Origin of the sequence: Anaerotignum lactatifermentans DSM 14214, from assembly GCF_900142265.1 — a bacterium.
Classification (GTDB): Bacteria; Bacillota; Clostridia; order Lachnospirales; family Anaerotignaceae; genus Anaerotignum; species Anaerotignum lactatifermentans.
The window spans coordinates 1-16,218 of sequence record NZ_FRAH01000071.1; the positions used below are offsets into that span (position 1 = coordinate 1).

Consider the following 16,218-nt stretch of genomic DNA (forward strand, 5'->3'; position numbering starts at 1 on the left):
AAGCGGAAACTGGAAAATGACGTGTTCGCGGCGGCGGGTATCGCACAGAAATATAACTGCGCCCTTACCCGGCTTGACTATCAGCAGGAAGCAGGCTTGATGAGCAGCGTCCCTCTGGGCGAGAACCTTGTCCCTATCCAGAGGGGCTTGACGACGAGCAGTACCGCAATCTTTATCCCCTTTATCACGCAGGAGCTTTTCCAGACCGGGGAAGCCCTTTACTACGGGCTGAACGCGCTTTCTAACAACATGATACTCTGCGACCGGAAGCAGCTCAAAAACCCGAACGGGCTTATCCTTGGGACGCCGGGAAGCGGGAAATCCTTTGCGGCAAAGCGGGAAATGACAAATGCGTTTCTCATTACGGACGACGATATTATCATCTGCGACCCGGAAGCCGAGTATTTTTCCCTTGTGCAGCGGCTCAACGGACAGGTGGTGCGGCTCTCCCCGGCGGGGAAAGGCATGGACGGCAAGCCACAGTATGTAAACCCTATGGATATAAACCTCAACTATTCCGAGGACGACAACCCCCTTGCCTTAAAAAGCGACTTTATCCTTTCCCTCTGCGAGCTTGTTATCGGCGGCAAGGAGGGCTTGCAGCCTGTCGATAAGACCGTCATTGACCGGGCTGTACGGAATGTGTACCGACCGTTTCTTGCCGACCCCGACCCGGCGAAAATGCCTGTCCTTGGCGACCTTTACAATGAACTTTTGAAGCAGCCGGAGCCGGAAGCGGCGCGGATTGCGGCGGCGTTGGAGCTTTACGTTTCCGGCAGTCTTAACGTGTTCAACCACAGGACGAACGTGGAGCTTTCCAACCGCCTTGTCTGCTTTGACATTAAGCAGCTTGGGAAACAGCTCAAAAAGTTAGGTATGCTCATTGTGCAAGACCAGGTATGGAACCGCGTGACGGTCAACCGGGCAGAGAAAAAAGCGACGCGCTACTACATGGACGAATTTCACTTGCTTTTGAAAGAAGAACAGACCGCCGCCTATTCCGTGGAGATTTGGAAGCGTTTCCGTAAGTGGGGCGGCATTCCGACCGCCATTACCCAGAACGTCAAAGACCTGCTTGCTTCCCGCGAAGTGGAGAATATCTTTGAGAACAGCGATTTTGTCCTCATGCTCAATCAGGCACAGGGCGACCGGGCTATCCTTGCAGGACAGTTAGGCATTTCCCCGCAGCAGATGAAGTATGTGACCCACACCGAAGCGGGCGAGGGGCTTATCTTCTACGGGAACGTGGTGCTGCCTTTTGTAGACCGCTTCCCGAAGGACACGGAGCTTTACAAGGTAATGACGACGAAGCCGGAGGAAGTGGGGGAAGCATGAACGGGCTGACGACAGACACCATTATCAACCGGGACGCGCTGTATGCCCTGCGGGAACTTCCCTCTGAAAGCGTCCATTGTGCCGTGACAAGCCCGCCCTACTACGCGCTGCGCGATTACGGGCTTACCATGCAGATAGGGCGCGAGGACACGCCGGAGGAATATATCCGGCGGTTGACCGTGATTTTCCGGGAGCTGCGGAGGGTGCTGCGCCCGGACGGGACGCTCTGGCTGAATATCGCAGACACTTACTGCGGCACTGGAAGCAAAGGCAGCTCTACCGACCCGAAAAACCCGAAAGGCAGGAACGGGCAAAGCGTATCAATCGCACGAAAAGCGGCGGGTATCAAGCAAAAAGATTTAATCGGTATCCCGTGGCTCTTAGCCTTTTCCCTGCGCTCGGACGGGTGGTATCTGCGGAGCGATATTATCTGGCAGAAAGAAAACCCCATGCCGGAAAGCTGCAAAGACCGCCCGACCCGCTGCTATGAACATATCTTCCTGCTGACGAAAGAAAAGAAATACTACTATGACGCGGCAGCCATAGCCGAACCCATTTCCCCGAAAACGGCGGCGCGGTACCGACTGGGGCGCAGCGCGAACAGCAAATACACCGAGGAAATACCCGGACAAGGCAAAGTGCAGGGTATCAACAGAGCGCGGAAAGGCGGCTACTATGACGACGCACTAATCCCCACCATGCGGAACAAACGTGATGTGTGGCTGATTAACACTGTCCCGTACAAGGGCGGGCATTTTGCCGCGTTTCCCCCGAAGTTAGCGGAAACCTGTATTTTGGCGGGCTGTCCGAGGGGTGGCATTGTGATAGACCCGTTTTTCGGAAGCGGCACCACAGGCAAGGCGGCAAAAGACCTTGACCGCCACTATATCGGCATTGAGATCAACATTGAGTATTGCGCTCTTGCAAGGGCGCGGATTGGAGGTGAATAATTTTAGTTATATCTGCTTTTTACGTGTCAATATGATATAATCTAAGTTAAGGAGGTGTTGATAAATGCCATTCGTTGATACCAAAGAGATCAACCTTCAATATTTGCAGGCGCTTATTGATAACAAGGTTTTTGAAAACAAAGAGTTAGAATATAAAGATTACTCATTCGCGGGCGGCAAAATGACAGATAAGAACAAAGAGAAGTTCATGAAAGAAATCGCTGCTTTTGCAAATACAAACGGTGGTATTATTGTTATAGGTATGCAGGAAGATGAAAATAGGCTACCCGTCAAATTAACAGGAGCTGGTTTTTCCTTAAATGAATTTGATAATTGGTTGTCCTCTTTCCGTCAACTTGTTTTATCACGTATTAGACCGCATTTACATGGTGTGGAATGTATCCCAGTTCAGATAAGTGATGATAACATTGCAATAGTGGTTTCCGTTCCTAAAAGCTATGCTCGTCCGCATAGTTTTTGGGATGGGAACAAAGATGAGTTCTTTATGCGCTATGCCAACGGAATTACCTACATGGACATTGACGACTTAAGAAAAGAATTTCTGTACGCAAATGGGTTGCAGGACAAAATCAGACAATTTCGTAAGGATAGAATTTCAATGATTTTGGCGAATGAATGTGTTGGCGATCTTGGAAATGACGCAAAAATTGTTTTTCACATTGTTCCAGAGTGGAGTTTTGAACTTGGAAACAGAATAAACCTTGAAGGACTACGCAATAACACATCATTTACACCGATTTCTGGAAGCGGCTGGTCATATCGTTATAATGCAGATGGGTATTGCATTTATTCCAGCGAACATAAGACAGGAGCTATAAATACATATACGCAAGTGTTCCACAGCGGAATAATTGAGGCGGTAGAAATTAGGCTGATTTCAAATTACAGATCAAAAGAAGTCTATAATTGGTTGGAAACGCAAGGAGCAATAATTAAGGCGTTAAATCAATATGGCAGTCTGTTAGAAAAATTAGGAGTTCCAAAGCCGTGGCACCTTTTCGGCACAATTCTTAATGGAAAAGGATATATTGCGTCTGCTGGTTGGGGAGATTCTTCACTACCCCTCGACAGGAATATTATCAATTCTTTAGACGGAATATGCACCGAGGAGATTCCACTTAACAGAGCATTGGAACCAGTGTTTGATTCCTTGTCAAACGCTTTTGGATTTAGTAAATCCGGTTGCTTTGAGTAAAAAAACATAAACATCAAAACGTCACTTTCGAGTGGCGTTTTTTTATGCCCAAAAGGAGGTGTTATATTTATCAAGAACCCAATAAAAGCCCGTGACAAAATCACGCAGAAAATGAGCCGTGACGGGCTGACCGAGCAAAACAAAGCCACGGGCGAAACCGAGCTTATCAGCAAGCGCATACAGGACGCGGATTTTCAGAAAACGCCGGAGCAGCAAGCCGCACAGGACGCGGCGCAGCTTCAAGGCGTATCTTCCCCGACCTCTCCTTTGCCCCATGCGCCGGAGCATATCGCAAAACAGCAGGACGCAGCCGCAGAGCGCGTCATGGAGCATATCGGCGCGGGACAGACCCGGAAAGCGTCAAAAAAAGCGGTTCGTCGGGCGCAGGAAGCAGCAACAGCAAAAACACAGTCGTCCCGTCTGCAATTTACCGACGAGGAACGGGCAACGCCGGAGCTGGAAAAGTACATCAAGCAATCGGATAAAGCCGCCGACCGTCTGGACGCGGCGCGGGCGGCACTTCCCAAAAAGAAAAAATCACGGTTGCAGTTTGAGGAACAGGAAACGCCGCCTAATTTTAAGGGCAAGCACAACCCCTTATCCCGTCCCGCGCAGGAAGCCGGGATTTTCGTCCATAACAAGATACATTCCGTGGAAAAGGACAATTCCGGCGTTGAGGGGGCGCATAAATCCGAGGAAGCCGCCGAGCGTATGGGAAAATACGGTGTCCGCAAGGTCAAAGAGGGCTACCACAGCCACAAGCTGAAACCTTACCGCAAGGCAGCACAAGCGGAAAAGGCAGCGGCAAAGGCAAACGCCAATTTTCACTATCACAAAGCCCTGTATGAGAACCCGCAGCTTAGTAGCAACCCTCTTTCCCGTTTCATGCAGAAACAGAAAATCAAGCGGGAGTATGCAAAAGCGGCGAAAAAAGGCGGTGCAGCCACCGCGAAAAAAGCGGCAGAAAGCACCCGCAAGGCAGCGAAGAAAACCGCCGAGGAAACAAGAAAAGCGGCGGCATTTGTGGCAAGGCACCCGGTAGGCGTACTGATTGTGATTGCCGCCCTGCTGCTGTTTATCATGGTTTTCGCAGGGCTGTCCTCTTGTTCCTCTATGTTTTCCGGCGCGGTAAATGGTGTCGTGGGAACTTCCTATACATCGGAGGACAGCGATCTTGTGGCGGTGGAAAACAACTATGTTGCTATGGAAAACGAGCTGCAAGCCGAAATTGACAACATCGAAAGCACCCACCCCGGCTATGATGAATACCGCTACCATTTGGACGCCATCGAGCATAACCCCCATGAGCTTGCGTCCTATTTGACCGCCCTTTTGCAGAGCTACACCCCGCAGAGCGCACAGGCAGAAATCCAGCGTATTTTTGATATGCAGTACACCTTGACGCTTACCGAGGAAATCCAGATACGCACCTACACCGACGAGGACGGGGACGAACACGAATACGAATACCGCATACTTCATGTGGAGCTGACGAACACCCCCATATCCTCACTTGCGCCGGAGCTGTTGAACGCAGAGCAGTTTGAAATGTTCCATGTCTACATGGAAACAAGCGGCAATAAGCCTTTAATTTTTGGCGGCGGCTCTCCCGATGGTAGCCCGTCCGAGGATTTAAGCGGCGTTCATTTTGTCAACGGCACTCGCCCCGGAAACACAGAGCTGGTAGACCTTGCAAAGCAGCAAGTCGGCAACGTGGGCGGCTATCCCTATTGGAGCTGGTACGGCTTTAACAGCCGCGTGGAGTGGTGCGCCTGTTTCGTGAGCTGGTGCTACAATCAAGCCGGAAAAAGCGAGCCGCGTTTTGCGGGCTGTCAGTCGCAGGGCGTTCCGTGGTTCCAGTCGCGGGGACAATGGGGCTCAAGGGATTATGAAAATATCGCCCCCGGCGACGCGATCTTTTTCGATTGGGATTTAGACGGGAGCGCAGACCATGTAGGCATTGTCATAGGCACCGACGGAAGCCGCGTTTATACCGTTGAGGGCAATTCCGGCGACGCCTGCAAAATCAAGAGCTATGCCCTTACCTATGAATGTATCAAAGGGTACGGGCTGATGAATTGGGACTAACCCACACAAGGAAAGGAGAATTTTTATTATGGCTATGAGTAAACTGGAACGTCTTGACCGGGAAATCCAAAAGACCCGCGAGAAGATCACCGAGCAGCAAAACAAGCTCAAAGAGCTGACCGCACAGAAAACCGAAGTGGAAAATCTGCAAATCGTCCAGATGGTACGCGCTATGAACCTGACCCCGCAGGAACTTACCGCTATGCTGTCCGGCGGCGGTATTCCCGGTATGGCTGCCGTTCCCGCAGACGATTTCAACGAGGAACAGGAGGAAGCCGCGTATGAAGAATAAAATTGTTCAGACATTGACCGCCCTTTGTGCCGCCCTTATGCTCATGGGCGGCTTTTCTGTTACCGCTTTTGCACAGACGCCGGAGAGAGACGCCACCAATGATACGGGCGTGATTGTGGAAGAAACCGAGGACACGCCGCCCCTTACCCCGGACGGAAACGCAACCCTTGTTGACGATTACGGCGGCAACAAGCAGCTTATTACCATTACTACGAAAAACGGCAACTATTTCTATATCATCATTGACCGGGACGACGAGGGCGAAAACACCGTCCATTTCCTCAATCAAGTAGACGAAGCCGACCTTATGGCACTGATGGAGGACGAGGACGGACAGACCGAAGAACCGCCCGCAGTCTGCACCTGTACGGAAAAATGCGAAGCCGGAGCCGTGAATACCGCTTGCCCTGTCTGCGCTGTCAATCTGAAAGACTGCACCGGCAAGGAAGCCGAGCCGGAAGAACCCGAACAGCCGCAGGAAGAAAAGCAAAACAACATGGGCGGTATTCTGCTGATCGTCCTTATCCTTGCCGGAGGTGGCGGCGCAGCGTTCTATTATTTCAAAGTCTTAAAGCCGAAAAAGGACGCGGCAAAGGGCAATGACAATCTGGACGAATACGATTTTGACGAGTACGACGAGGAAGCCGAGGACGAGCTGACCGACGATACCGCAGACGAGGAACAGGAGGACGATACTGTATGAGTGAAACGCTTGTAATTGCAGAAAAACCGAGCGTAGCGGCGACAATCGCCGCCGCGCTTGGCGCAACAGAGAAAAAAGACGGGTACATCAAGGGCAACGGCTATCTTGTTTCGTGGTGTGTCGGACATTTGGTACAGCTTACGGAAGCCGCCGCCTATGGCGAGCAGTACAAGAAATGGAGCTATGACAGTTTACCCATTCTGCCGCAGGAATGGCAATACACCGTTGCCGCCGACAAGGGAAAGCAATTCAAAATCCTAAAAGATCTCATGCACCGGGCCGACGTTTCCGAAGTCGTCAACGCTTGCGACGCAGGGCGCGAGGGCGAACTCATTTTCCGCTTTGTCTATGAAGTCGCCGGGTGTAAAAAGCCTATGCGTCGCCTTTGGATTTCCTCTATGGAAGAAAGCGCAATCAAGGCGGGCTTTGCTTCCCTCAAAGACGGGAAAGTGTATGACTCCCTGTATTCCTCTGCCCTTTGCAGGGCAAAAGCCGATTGGATTGTCGGTATCAATATGACCCGCCTGTTTTCCTGCCTGTATGGAAAGACGTTGAACGTGGGGCGCGTCCAGACCCCGACACTGAAAATGCTGGTTGATCGTGACGCAGCCATTACGACCTTTAGGAAAGAAAAATACTACCATGTGCGCCTGTCCCTGTCCGGCGTGGAAGCGGCAAGCGCGAAGATCCACGCCGCCGAGGACGCAGCCGCCTTGAAAGCAGCTTGTGAAGCGTCGCAGGCGGCTTGTGTTTCTATAATCCATGAAAAGAAAACCATAGCCCCGCCAAAGCTCTTTGACCTTACCAGCTTGCAGCGGGAAGCAAACCGCATTTATGGCTACACCGCAAAACAGACCCTTGACCTGGCACAAGCCCTGTATGAAAAGAAGCTGCTTACCTATCCGAGAACGGATAGCAGCTATCTTACCGACGACATGGGCGATACAGCGGCGGGGATTGCCACCCTGCTTGGCGGGACGCTTCCCTTTATGCAGGGTGCAGCCTTTACGCCGGAAATCTCCCGTCTGCTGGACAGCAAAAAAGTGTCCGACCACCACGCAATTATTCCCACAATGGAGCTTGAAAAAGCCGACCTTGCCGCGCTGCCGGAGAGTGAGCGCAATATCCTTGTCCTTGTAGGGGCGCGTCTTTTGATGGCTTGCGCCGAGCCGCATATCTTTGAAGCGGTTACGGCGGTTCTTTCCTGCGCCGGACAGGAGTTTACCGCAAAGGGAAAAACAGTGCTTGCCGCAGGGTGGAAAGACTTGGAACGCCGTTTTATGGCGACGTTAAAAAAGAAAACCGATACCGAGGACGACGAGGAAAACGCCCTTTCGCTGGACGTGCCGCCCTTTACCGAGGGACAGACCTTTGACAACCCACAAGCGGCGGTAACGGAGCATTTCACGACGCCGCCGAAGCCCCATAACGAAGCGTCGCTGCTCTCTGCTATGGAACGCGCCGGGAATGAGGAAACCGACCCGGACGCGGAACGCCGGGGGCTTGGAACACCCGCCACCCGCGCAGCTATTATTGAAAAGCTGGTAAAAGGCGGCTTTGTGGAGCGCAAAGGGAAACAGCTCATTCCTACCAAAAGCGGGACCGAGCTTGTTTGTGTTCTGCCGGACGTACTCACTTCCCCGAAGCTGACCGCCGATTGGGAAAACAATCTGACGCAGATTGCAAAGGGACAGGCGGACCCGGACAGCTTTATGACGGGGATAGCCGAAATGACACAGGGGCTTGTAAAGACCTATCCTTTTCTTTCCGACAAGGAAAAGGAGCGTTTCAAAGAGGAAAAGCCGGTGATCGGCAAATGCCCCCGTTGCGGCGCAAATGTCCATGAGAGCAAGAAAAACTACTACTGCTCAAATCGGGTCTGCGCCTTTACCATGTGGAAGAATGACCGTTTTTTTGAGGAACGCAAGGTAGCCTTTTCTCCAAAAATTGCCGCCGCCCTCTTAAAAGACGGGAAAGCAAAGGTTAAGAAGCTGTATTCCCCGAAAACAGGCAAAACCTATGACGGAACAATCCTGTTAGCCGATACGGGCGGGAAATACGTCAACTACCGAATTGCAATCCAGAGGGACAGAGAAGTTACGCAGCAAGCATAGGAAAGGGGTACCCCTTTCCTATGCTTGCTATTCATCTTTTCGTATTCTCCCACGATGAAAGCGCAGATTTGCCGAACACTTCCGCAGAAAAAGAAAAACGCCATAGAAACAATGCGTTTCCATAGCGTCCTTTTGCTTATTTTGCTTTGTGCTTACTCTTTTTCGACTTCCGTAATTTCCCTTGCTGTTGCGGTTACAATCCGTATGCCTTTATCGCTCATACCGTCCAGCAGCGCGTCAAGCTGCCGCCGATTGGTGGATTTCTCCGCGTCGCTGTTCGGGAAGAAAAATTGATCTACCGAAATATGATACCGGGTTACAAGGTCATAGAACACCTGTAAACTCGGTTGCTGTCCCTTGTTCTCTATATTCGCAAGGTATCGCGGGGATATATATAACTCGTCGCTTACCTTTTTTCGGCTCTCGCCGTATTCTTTTCTCGCGGCTTTTATGGCTGCCCCGAAAGCCTTAAAATCGTACAATGGTACAGGTCTTTTTGCCATTATTCATTCACCCTATTACATTCTACTGTTCACCTTTCCTTTTGAATATGTCTATACAATTCATAGTATTAGCTTAAATAATTCCTTATATTCAAGAGAAAAATCATAGGATGAATTGAAAAATAATAAGAAAAAATTAACAGCCGGGTAGTTAGTCCGGCTGTTAATGATTAGAGTATTCTTTTAGAATATCGAACTTCAAGTAGTTTTACTCCAATTTCAATTTCTTTGGAATTACCATCTAACTTAAATCCGTTTCTTTCATAAAATCTTTTTGCTCGAAGATTATCATTTAATACCCATATTGTAATTTCGGAAAAGCCTAAATCTTTTAGTCTGTTTATGCAAAATTGAAATCCTTTTTGGGTGACTTCGGTTCCCCAAAAGTCCGGGTGAAAATAAATTGAATATATCTCTCCAATATAATTGGGCATATTCTTCTCGTGTGATTTAGCTAATGACGCAATTCCTGCTGGACGATCATCGACTTTGAATAAATAATACTCCTCTAAAGGGTTTTCCAGTACATCTAAGAAAATCTTTGCTCGATTTTCTGGTGTAAAAGTTTTAATTATTTCATCTGGGATTATTCCTGTATATGCTTCTTGCCACGAGCAGGAATGAACATACCCCATATCAAACGCAAATTCTCTTGTTGCTCTAATAACTTGAAAATCCATAAAAATCTTTCATCTCCTCTTGACAATGTAGTACGATAATCGTATTATTATAGTACGATTATCGTACCATATAGAGAGGTGAATGTCAATGGATAAAGTTCAGGCTCTAAACGAGCTTTGGCATATAGTTGGTATGCGTATGAAAAGCGAAATGTGCAGTGGAAAATACCCGGCAATACTTAGTATCTCCATGATAGAATTAAGTATTTTGGAAACTGTCGAACGCTATCCAAATTGTATGATGAAAAAAGTTAGCGAACTATTGGGATTGCCTAAAAGCACATTAACAAGTGCGGCGAAAAGACTTGAAGCGAAAGGATATTTGCGGAGAAGTCAAAGCGATAGCGACAAACGCGCCTACAATTTAGAACTAACAGAATGGGGAGCACAAGCCCAGACGGAACATCGTGAAATTGAAAAGTCGATATTTGAAAACTTGTTACAGCAACTTAATACAGAAGAAACAAGTATTTTTCTCGAACTTTTCACAAAAGCAGTAAATTAGAGGGTAGAATATGGAGAATATCTGGTTGCTGTGTCCTATTTGCAAAAACAAGACACGAATAAAAGTACGAGGAGATACAGAACTTATAAACTTCCCCCTGTATTGCCCTAAATGTAAGCAAGAAACGCTAATCAATGTAAAACGACTGAATACAACAGTTATCAAAGAGCCAGACGCACAGACGCAGAGCCGATAACACGCAGATCAAAATGCGGTTATCGGCTCTTTGTTTTTGACAACTGCTTGCGCTGTACGATTGCTGGTTAAGCAGAGAATTAGGCCGCCGCTATTAGTATTGAGTGCGGTCGCAAACTAGAAGCGGAGGTTTTGAATAAGTCAATCAAAGCCGCCGTTTTCTTTTTCAAAAAACGAGAATACGGGGGGTGTGTTAAAGTCGCCCTTTTTTAAGGATACGGCGGTATCTGGGAGGTATCGCCGTGTCCATTTTTATTTGTAACAACCCACCAAACACTTTGCAGTCAAAAAAAGCCATTACCCGCCATCGGGAAACTCCGGCTATGAATATGAACTGTCAATACATCTAAATACTTTGTACATTTCCTTTGCGCTCGTCCGCGTCTTGCGGGCGGGCGCATTTTTCTGTTCTCAAAAGTTTTTTCAAAAACTTTGCTTTTCCATTTGGCACAGACACGGCACGTCCGTGGAAGGCAGCCGAAAGGGGATAAATAACCCGCCCCCGGGAACGAGAGGGGGTGAAAATATGGATTACCCTGCTCGGTTTGAGTGGCAGACAAGATGTGAGTTTAATGCGTACTGCAAACGCACATTACGCAACGAACTGATCGACGCCTGCCGGGAACGCAAAAGCCGCAAGCGGCACGAAGTGAGCTTTGCAGACCTTACCCCGCACGAAGAAAAGCAGCTATACACCGTTGACAAATATTTTGCCAACGAGGACGAAGAAGCCTTTTGCGCGGGCGGCTTGAAGATCACCGCTAAGCTGCTTGCCGAAGCTCTGCACACTCTACCGGACGAAAAACGTCAAGCCGTACTGCTGTACTACTTTTTCGACATGACAGATGTTGAGATTGCGGAGCTAATGAAAGTACCCCGCAGCACAGTACAGTACCGCCGGACAAGCTCTTTTGAACTGCTAAAACGATACTTGGAGGAACGCGCCGATGAATGGGACGAATTGTAACACCGACGAGCGCGGCTTATTACCCTACCCGGTCATTTTAGCCGCGACAAAGGGCGACCCGGAAGCCATGAACATTGTCATGCAGCACTACCAAAGCTACATAGCCCACCTGTCTATCCGAAAAATCCGCGACGAGCGCGGCAACACTTATTACGGCATAGACGAGGACTTACGGGAACGGCTGCAAGCAAAGCTCATGCGGGCTGTCCTATCCTTTAAGGCAGAAAAGTAACGCAAAGCGTCCCCTTTCCGCTTGGCGTAAATCTGCCCCATTTGCTCCTTGACAAAGAAAGCGGCGCAAAATAATGGCGACGCAGCATAGGGCAAGATCGGACACATTCTTCCTGTACCGAGCCGGACGGCGGGTGCGCCATGACCGCTTTTCCCCGTAGGGGAAAAGCAGAGCGAACAACACCGCGCCGCAAAGCAAGCGTGGCAGTTTGCGGGCGACGACCGTACAGGGAGGACAATGATACTCCCGCGTTGAACGCCCTCACAGCATTGCGCGGCGCACCCACAAGCATGGGACGGGGTGAAACTCCCGTGGAGCTGTTGCCAGCAGCCGCCCGATGAAAAGCCCATTTCCTTTTTATTCAGATCAAAGAAAGGGGAATTAAGTTTATGAGTAAATCAAACGAAATGCAATTCCCTTTTACATCAAAAAGTAAAGGGGTAACAATAACCGAAGATGAAGCAGCCGGATTTAATCGAAAAGAAGAAAATCGGGTTCCTATTCATCTAAAAATGACACTAACCATTAAGGAAGCTGCCGAATATAGCAATATCGGGATCAACAAAATTGACTCTATGCTGCGGCAGCCCAACTGTCCTTTCGTTTTGTATGTTGGGACGCGAAAACTCGTCAAACGCCGAGAATTTGAAGAATATATCCGCCGAGAAATTACAATCTAATTTTTTGCCGCTTATTGGTTGAGATTGTTCCGTATATGATTGAAAAAACAGAGTCTTTGTGCTATACTTTATAGTTGCGTTGGACTCTTTTTTGTTGAAGGGAGTCCGTACTGATGGGAAAAAACTTAAAAGGTAAAGAATGCGGCAAAGGCATTTATCAAAGAAAGGATGGTTTATACTCCGCAAGATTTTATGCAAAAGATGGCAAGCGCAAAGAAAAGTATTTCGATACGCTGCCAGAAGCGAAAAACTGGCTTGCTGACGCAAGGTACGAAGAACGACATAACTTGATCGTCACTTCCCCCGATATGACAGTTGACAAGTGGTTTAATTACTGGATTGAAAATATTGTTTGTGATCTTGCTCCGAATACCAAACGCAATTATCGAGAGCGGTACAAATGGAATATTCAGCCGGTGTTGGGAACCATGTGTATAGGCGATGTAAAGCCCATGCACTGTAAAGCTGTTCTCAATCGAATGGAAACCACCTACGCAGGCTCTACAATCCGGCAGACTTATATCACGATGGGAACCATGTTCAAATCGGCGGTTATGAATGACATCATCGGAAAGCACCCCATGAACGGTGTTCGTTACACAAAACCTGTTCGGGCGGTAGATGATATTAAATACTTAACCGTTGAGGAACAAGAAAAATTCCTCGAAGTGGCAAAACGTTCTCATAATTACAGGCAGTATGTGTTACTGCTTGAAACAGGATTAAGAACGGCTGAATTGATTGGTCTGACATGGGACGCTATAAATTGGAAGAAACACACCCTGACGATCAGCAAAAGTTTAGAGTACCGGCACAGTCAAGGCTATTGGCGAGCTGGTCCACCAAAAACGAAGAAAAGCTATCGCACAATTCCGCTTACGGATATGGCATACTCCGTTCTTAAAAGCTGTTACGATGAACGGAACAGCCGAAAGGAGTCTGATGTACTGTCACAGGTTTTGGAGTACACGGACAGCCGAACAGGAGAAAAGAAATGCCTTGTCATGCGTGATCTAGTGTTCGTAAACTGGCGAACCGGGGAACCGGCGAAAAACAGTTCCTATGATACCCATCTATACAAGTTGTGTGATGAAGCTGGTATCAAGCGTTTTTGTATGCACGCTCTGCGACATACCTACGCCACACGCGCAATCGAGCGCGGCGTACAGCCAAAGGTCTTGCAGCAGCTTTTAGGACACGCGAGTATCAAAACAACAATGGACAGATATGTTCATGTGACAGACGAATCTATGATAAAAGCCGTCCGCCAATTTGAACAAGCTACGCCAGCCTGATATGAAAAAAGGGCGTAAAAAGGGCGTAGACAAAATTTAGAGAAAGGCAGAAAGCCTTGTAAATCAAGGGTTTCTGGATAGGTATAAGATAAAATGAAATTAGGTATCGTAGGTCTGCCCAACGTGGGCAAAAGCACCTTATTCAACTCTATGACTCTGGGGAAAGCAGAAGCAGCAAACTATCCCTTCTGTACCATCGACCCCAACGTGGGCATCGTAACTGTGCCTGACGAAAGACTGACAAAACTGACAGAAATGTATAACTCCGCAAAAACCACACCTGCTGTCATCGAATTCGTTGACATTGCTGGTCTGGTGCGTGGTGCCAGCAAAGGCGAAGGTCTGGGCAACAAATTCCTGTCCCACATCCGTGAAGTAGACGCTATCGTACACGTGGTACGCTGCTTCGAAGATACCAACGTGGTACATGTGGACGGCTCCATCGACCCCATCCGCGACATCGAAACCATCAATCTGGAACTGGTATTCTCCGACTTGGAAATCCTGGAACGCCGTATTGCAAAAACAGGCAAAATGGTAAAAGCGGACAAGTCCCTCCAGAAAGAAGTGGATGTGCTCCAGAAATTAAAAGATGCACTGGAACAGGGCATTTCCGCTCGTGCGGTAGAATTTGACACACCGGAAGAAAAAGCTTTTGTGGACAGCCTGACACTGCTGACTGCAAAACCTGTGCTGTACGCTGCAAACGTAGCCGAAGACGATCTGGCTGACGACGGCGCAAGCAATGAATTTGTACAGCGTGTAAGAGAATACGCAGCCAAAGAAGGCAGCGAAGTATTCGTATTATGCGCAAAAATCGAAGAAGAAATCTCTGATCTGGACGAAGCAGACAAAAAAGAATTTCTGGCAGATCTGGGCGTAGACGGCAGTGGTCTGGATCGTCTGATTGCAGCCAGCTACAAACTGCTGGGGCTCATCAGCTACCTGACAGCAGGTCCGCAGGAAAGCCGTGCATGGACCATCACAAAAGGCACCAAAGCACCTCAGGCTGCTGGTAAAATCCATAGTGACTTCGAACGCGGCTTCATCCGCGCGGAAGTTGTGGCTTATGACGACCTGATGCGTCTGGGCTCTTACAATGCCGCAAAAGAACAGGGTCTGGTTCGCTCCGAAGGCAAAGAATATGTTGTCAAAGACGGCGACGTGGTTCTGTTCCGCTTCAATGTGTGATTTGATTTTTTAAAAGATTCAGAATATGAAAAAGGTATGTTTCTAAAAGCAGATTACCTTTAAGAAAAAAACATATCTGACAAAATCCTGTAAAAACAAAAAAGCTGAAATCCTTGTAGTGCAAAGATTTCAGCTTTTTATTTGGTTTATTTTCTTGTAGATTATAGCATTTTTTGCTAAAATACTCTCTATGGATTGTCGCAGGGGCTGCTTCCTCAGAAAACATAAGATTTTGCAACCGGAAAGCCGAAAGGCTTTCTTTTTTATTTGGCTTGTTTTCTTGTAGATTATAGCATTTTTGCTAAAGTACCCACTATGGATTGTCGCAGGGGCTGCTTCCTCGGAAAACATAAGATTTTGCAACCGGAAAGCCGAAAGGCTTTCTTTTTTATTTGGTTTGTTTTCTTGTAGAATACAGCATTTTTTGCTAAAATACTCTCTATGGATTGTCGCAGGGGCTGCTTCCTCAGAAAACATAAGATTTTGCAACCGGAAAGCCGAAAGGCTTTCTTTTTTATTTGGTTTGTTTTCTTGTAGAATACAGCATTTTTTGCTAAAATACTCTCTATGGATTGTCGCAGGGGCTGCTTCCTCAGAAAACATAAGATTTTGCAACCGGAAAGCCGAAAGGCTTTCTTTTTTATTTGGCTTGTTTTCTTGTAGATTATAGCATTTTTGCTAAAGTACCCCCTATGGATTGTCGCAGGGGCTGCTTCCTCGGAAAACATAAGATTTTGCAACCGGAAAGCCGAAAGGCTTTCTTTTTTATTTGGTTTGTTTTCTTGTAGAATACAGCATTTTTTGCTAAAATATCCCTATGGATTGCTGCTTGGCGGTTTGTCACTCTCTGCTTTAAGGGGGTGGTGCTATGTATGTTACATATACTGATTTATTTCAGTTTGGTATACTCATCGTAGCTATCATTTCCCTGTTTCTTCACAGGGATTAAATCAAAACCACCCGTTGAACGGGTGGTTTGATCAGACCCTATAAGGGTCTATCTCTTGTGGTAGCCCCCTAAAGGGGGCATTGAATAGTCTGGCAACCACACTTTTAACTCTGGCTGCCCCCTACTCGGGGGCACTTTTTATGCCTTATTTCACCGGCTCACCCGTGAACGGGTCTGTAAATTCCTTTAAACTTATTTGATCATTCATAATATCATCTTCCAGCTGATTTTTGATGTATTCTTTTATTGCCGTTTCATATCTGCCTACTGTATCTACAAAATATCCTCTACACCAAAAATGTCGATTTCCATACTTGTACTTT

The 16,218-nt window shown here is 47.9% G+C and carries 18 protein-coding genes; 14 read left to right on the forward strand and 4 right to left on the reverse strand.

Annotation, left to right across the window (positions count from 1 at the left end; all coding sequences use genetic code 11):
• From BUB35_RS14840 to BUB35_RS14870, 7 genes are all read left to right on the forward strand, one after another.
• On the forward strand, positions 1-1,335 hold a 1,335-nt coding region (locus BUB35_RS14840; protein WP_200777585.1), incomplete at its 5' end, for a VirB4-like conjugal transfer ATPase, CD1110 family.
• Positions 1,332-2,285: a DNA-methyltransferase gene (locus tag BUB35_RS14845; protein WP_072853012.1), complete on the forward strand. Its 954-nt coding sequence runs from the start codon at positions 1,332-1,334 to the stop codon at positions 2,283-2,285. The genes BUB35_RS14840 and BUB35_RS14845, both read left to right, overlap by 4 nt.
• A gap of 64 nt (positions 2,286-2,349) precedes the next feature.
• Positions 2,350-3,501, forward strand: coding sequence for an AlbA family DNA-binding domain-containing protein (locus BUB35_RS14850; RefSeq protein WP_072853014.1), 1,152 nt, complete (start codon positions 2,350-2,352; stop codon positions 3,499-3,501).
• Positions 3,502-3,612: 111 nt separating this feature from the next.
• The gene (locus tag BUB35_RS14855; protein WP_072853016.1) at positions 3,613-5,589 is read left to right on the forward strand and encodes a CHAP domain-containing protein; all 1,977 of its coding nucleotides are present in this window, start codon (positions 3,613-3,615) and stop codon (positions 5,587-5,589) included.
• 28 nt (positions 5,590-5,617) lie between these two features.
• The gene (locus BUB35_RS14860; protein ID WP_072853018.1) at positions 5,618-5,881 is read left to right on the forward strand and encodes a DUF4315 family protein; all 264 of its coding nucleotides are present in this window, start codon (positions 5,618-5,620) and stop codon (positions 5,879-5,881) included.
• Entirely contained in the window at positions 5,871-6,584 is a 714-nt protein-coding gene (locus BUB35_RS14865; protein WP_072853020.1) for a DUF4366 domain-containing protein, read from the forward strand. Before BUB35_RS14860 ends, BUB35_RS14865 begins: the two co-directional genes overlap by 11 nt.
• Positions 6,581-8,698 (forward strand): DNA topoisomerase 3, encoded by a 2,118-nt coding sequence (locus BUB35_RS14870; RefSeq protein ID WP_072853022.1) that lies wholly within the window; start codon positions 6,581-6,583, stop codon positions 8,696-8,698. The genes BUB35_RS14865 and BUB35_RS14870 overlap by 4 nt, the downstream gene beginning before the upstream one ends.
• Before the next feature lie 152 nt (positions 8,699-8,850).
• On the opposite strand, the gene BUB35_RS14875 is transcribed toward BUB35_RS14870, so the two are convergent.
• A complete protein-coding gene (locus BUB35_RS14875) occupies positions 8,851-9,201 on the reverse strand; it encodes a helix-turn-helix transcriptional regulator (RefSeq protein WP_072853024.1) in 351 nt (116 codons plus the stop codon).
• Positions 9,202-9,371: 170 nt separating this feature from the next.
• Positions 9,372-9,881 carry a GNAT family N-acetyltransferase gene (locus BUB35_RS14880; RefSeq protein ID WP_072853026.1) on the reverse strand — a complete coding sequence of 170 codons (510 nt, stop codon included), beginning with the start codon at positions 9,879-9,881 and terminating at the stop codon, positions 9,372-9,374.
• An 88-nt stretch (positions 9,882-9,969) separates the two neighbouring features.
• Between BUB35_RS14880 and BUB35_RS14885 the strand changes: the two genes are divergently transcribed.
• The 7 genes from BUB35_RS14885 to ychF all read left to right on the forward strand — a co-directional run bounded on the left by BUB35_RS14885 (position 9,970) and on the right by ychF (position 14,946).
• Positions 9,970-10,386, forward strand: a complete 417-nt coding sequence (locus BUB35_RS14885; protein WP_072853028.1) for a MarR family winged helix-turn-helix transcriptional regulator — start codon at positions 9,970-9,972, stop codon at positions 10,384-10,386.
• A gap of 10 nt (positions 10,387-10,396) precedes the next feature.
• Entirely contained in the window at positions 10,397-10,582 is a 186-nt protein-coding gene (locus tag BUB35_RS14890; protein WP_072853030.1) for a cysteine-rich KTR domain-containing protein, read from the forward strand.
• Positions 10,583-11,107: 525 nt separating this feature from the next.
• A complete protein-coding gene (locus tag BUB35_RS14895; protein WP_072853031.1) occupies positions 11,108-11,548 on the forward strand; it encodes an RNA polymerase sigma factor in 441 nt (146 codons plus the stop codon).
• Entirely contained in the window at positions 11,529-11,780 is a 252-nt protein-coding gene (locus BUB35_RS14900) for a helix-turn-helix domain-containing protein (RefSeq protein WP_072853033.1), read from the forward strand. Before BUB35_RS14895 ends, BUB35_RS14900 begins: the two co-directional genes overlap by 20 nt.
• A 389-nt stretch (positions 11,781-12,169) precedes the next feature.
• Positions 12,170-12,460: an excisionase gene (locus BUB35_RS14905; RefSeq protein WP_072853035.1), complete on the forward strand. Its 291-nt coding sequence runs from the start codon at positions 12,170-12,172 to the stop codon at positions 12,458-12,460.
• A gap of 113 nt (positions 12,461-12,573) precedes the next feature.
• Positions 12,574-13,755 carry a tyrosine-type recombinase/integrase gene (locus tag BUB35_RS14910; protein WP_072853037.1) on the forward strand — a complete coding sequence of 394 codons (1,182 nt, stop codon included), beginning with the start codon at positions 12,574-12,576 and terminating at the stop codon, positions 13,753-13,755.
• A gap of 93 nt (positions 13,756-13,848) precedes the next feature.
• Positions 13,849-14,946 carry a redox-regulated ATPase YchF gene (ychF, locus tag BUB35_RS14915; RefSeq protein WP_072853039.1) on the forward strand — a complete coding sequence of 366 codons (1,098 nt, stop codon included), beginning with the start codon at positions 13,849-13,851 and terminating at the stop codon, positions 14,944-14,946.
• 129 nt (positions 14,947-15,075) lie between these two features.
• On the opposite strand, the gene BUB35_RS14920 is transcribed toward ychF, so the two are convergent.
• Both BUB35_RS14920 and BUB35_RS14925 read right to left on the reverse strand, forming a co-directional pair.
• Positions 15,076-15,549, reverse strand: coding sequence for a hypothetical protein (locus tag BUB35_RS14920; protein ID WP_072853040.1), 474 nt, complete (start codon positions 15,547-15,549; stop codon positions 15,076-15,078).
• A 491-nt stretch (positions 15,550-16,040) separates the two neighbouring features.
• The coding region (locus BUB35_RS14925; RefSeq protein ID WP_200777620.1) for a transposase at positions 16,041-16,218 on the reverse strand (178 nt) is incomplete at its 5' end.

Coding starts and splice junctions, on each gene's coding strand:
- BUB35_RS14895 (WP_072853031.1), top strand. CDS start 11,108: ATGGATTACCCTGCTCGGTTTGAGTGGCAGACAAGATGTGAGTTTAAT.
- BUB35_RS14855 (WP_072853016.1), top strand. CDS start 3,613: ATGAGCCGTGACGGGCTGACCGAGCAAAACAAAGCCACGGGCGAAACC.
- BUB35_RS14885 (WP_072853028.1), top strand. CDS start 9,970: ATGGATAAAGTTCAGGCTCTAAACGAGCTTTGGCATATAGTTGGTATG.
- BUB35_RS14900 (WP_072853033.1), top strand. CDS start 11,529: ATGAATGGGACGAATTGTAACACCGACGAGCGCGGCTTATTACCCTAC.
- BUB35_RS14880 (WP_072853026.1), bottom strand. CDS start 9,881: ATGGATTTTCAAGTTATTAGAGCAACAAGAGAATTTGCGTTTGATATG.
- BUB35_RS14850 (WP_072853014.1), top strand. CDS start 2,350: ATGCCATTCGTTGATACCAAAGAGATCAACCTTCAATATTTGCAGGCG.
- BUB35_RS14920 (WP_072853040.1), bottom strand. CDS start 15,549: ATGTTTTCTGAGGAAGCAGCCCCTGCGACAATCCATAGAGAGTATTTT.
- ychF (WP_072853039.1), top strand. CDS start 13,849: ATGAAATTAGGTATCGTAGGTCTGCCCAACGTGGGCAAAAGCACCTTA.
- BUB35_RS14890 (WP_072853030.1), top strand. CDS start 10,397: ATGGAGAATATCTGGTTGCTGTGTCCTATTTGCAAAAACAAGACACGA.
- BUB35_RS14905 (WP_072853035.1), top strand. CDS start 12,170: ATGAGTAAATCAAACGAAATGCAATTCCCTTTTACATCAAAAAGTAAA.
- BUB35_RS14870 (WP_072853022.1), top strand. CDS start 6,581: ATGAGTGAAACGCTTGTAATTGCAGAAAAACCGAGCGTAGCGGCGACA.
- BUB35_RS14845 (WP_072853012.1), top strand. CDS start 1,332: ATGAACGGGCTGACGACAGACACCATTATCAACCGGGACGCGCTGTAT.
- BUB35_RS14910 (WP_072853037.1), top strand. CDS start 12,574: ATGGGAAAAAACTTAAAAGGTAAAGAATGCGGCAAAGGCATTTATCAA.
- BUB35_RS14860 (WP_072853018.1), top strand. CDS start 5,618: ATGGCTATGAGTAAACTGGAACGTCTTGACCGGGAAATCCAAAAGACC.
- BUB35_RS14875 (WP_072853024.1), bottom strand. CDS start 9,201: ATGGCAAAAAGACCTGTACCATTGTACGATTTTAAGGCTTTCGGGGCA.
- BUB35_RS14865 (WP_072853020.1), top strand. CDS start 5,871: ATGAAGAATAAAATTGTTCAGACATTGACCGCCCTTTGTGCCGCCCTT.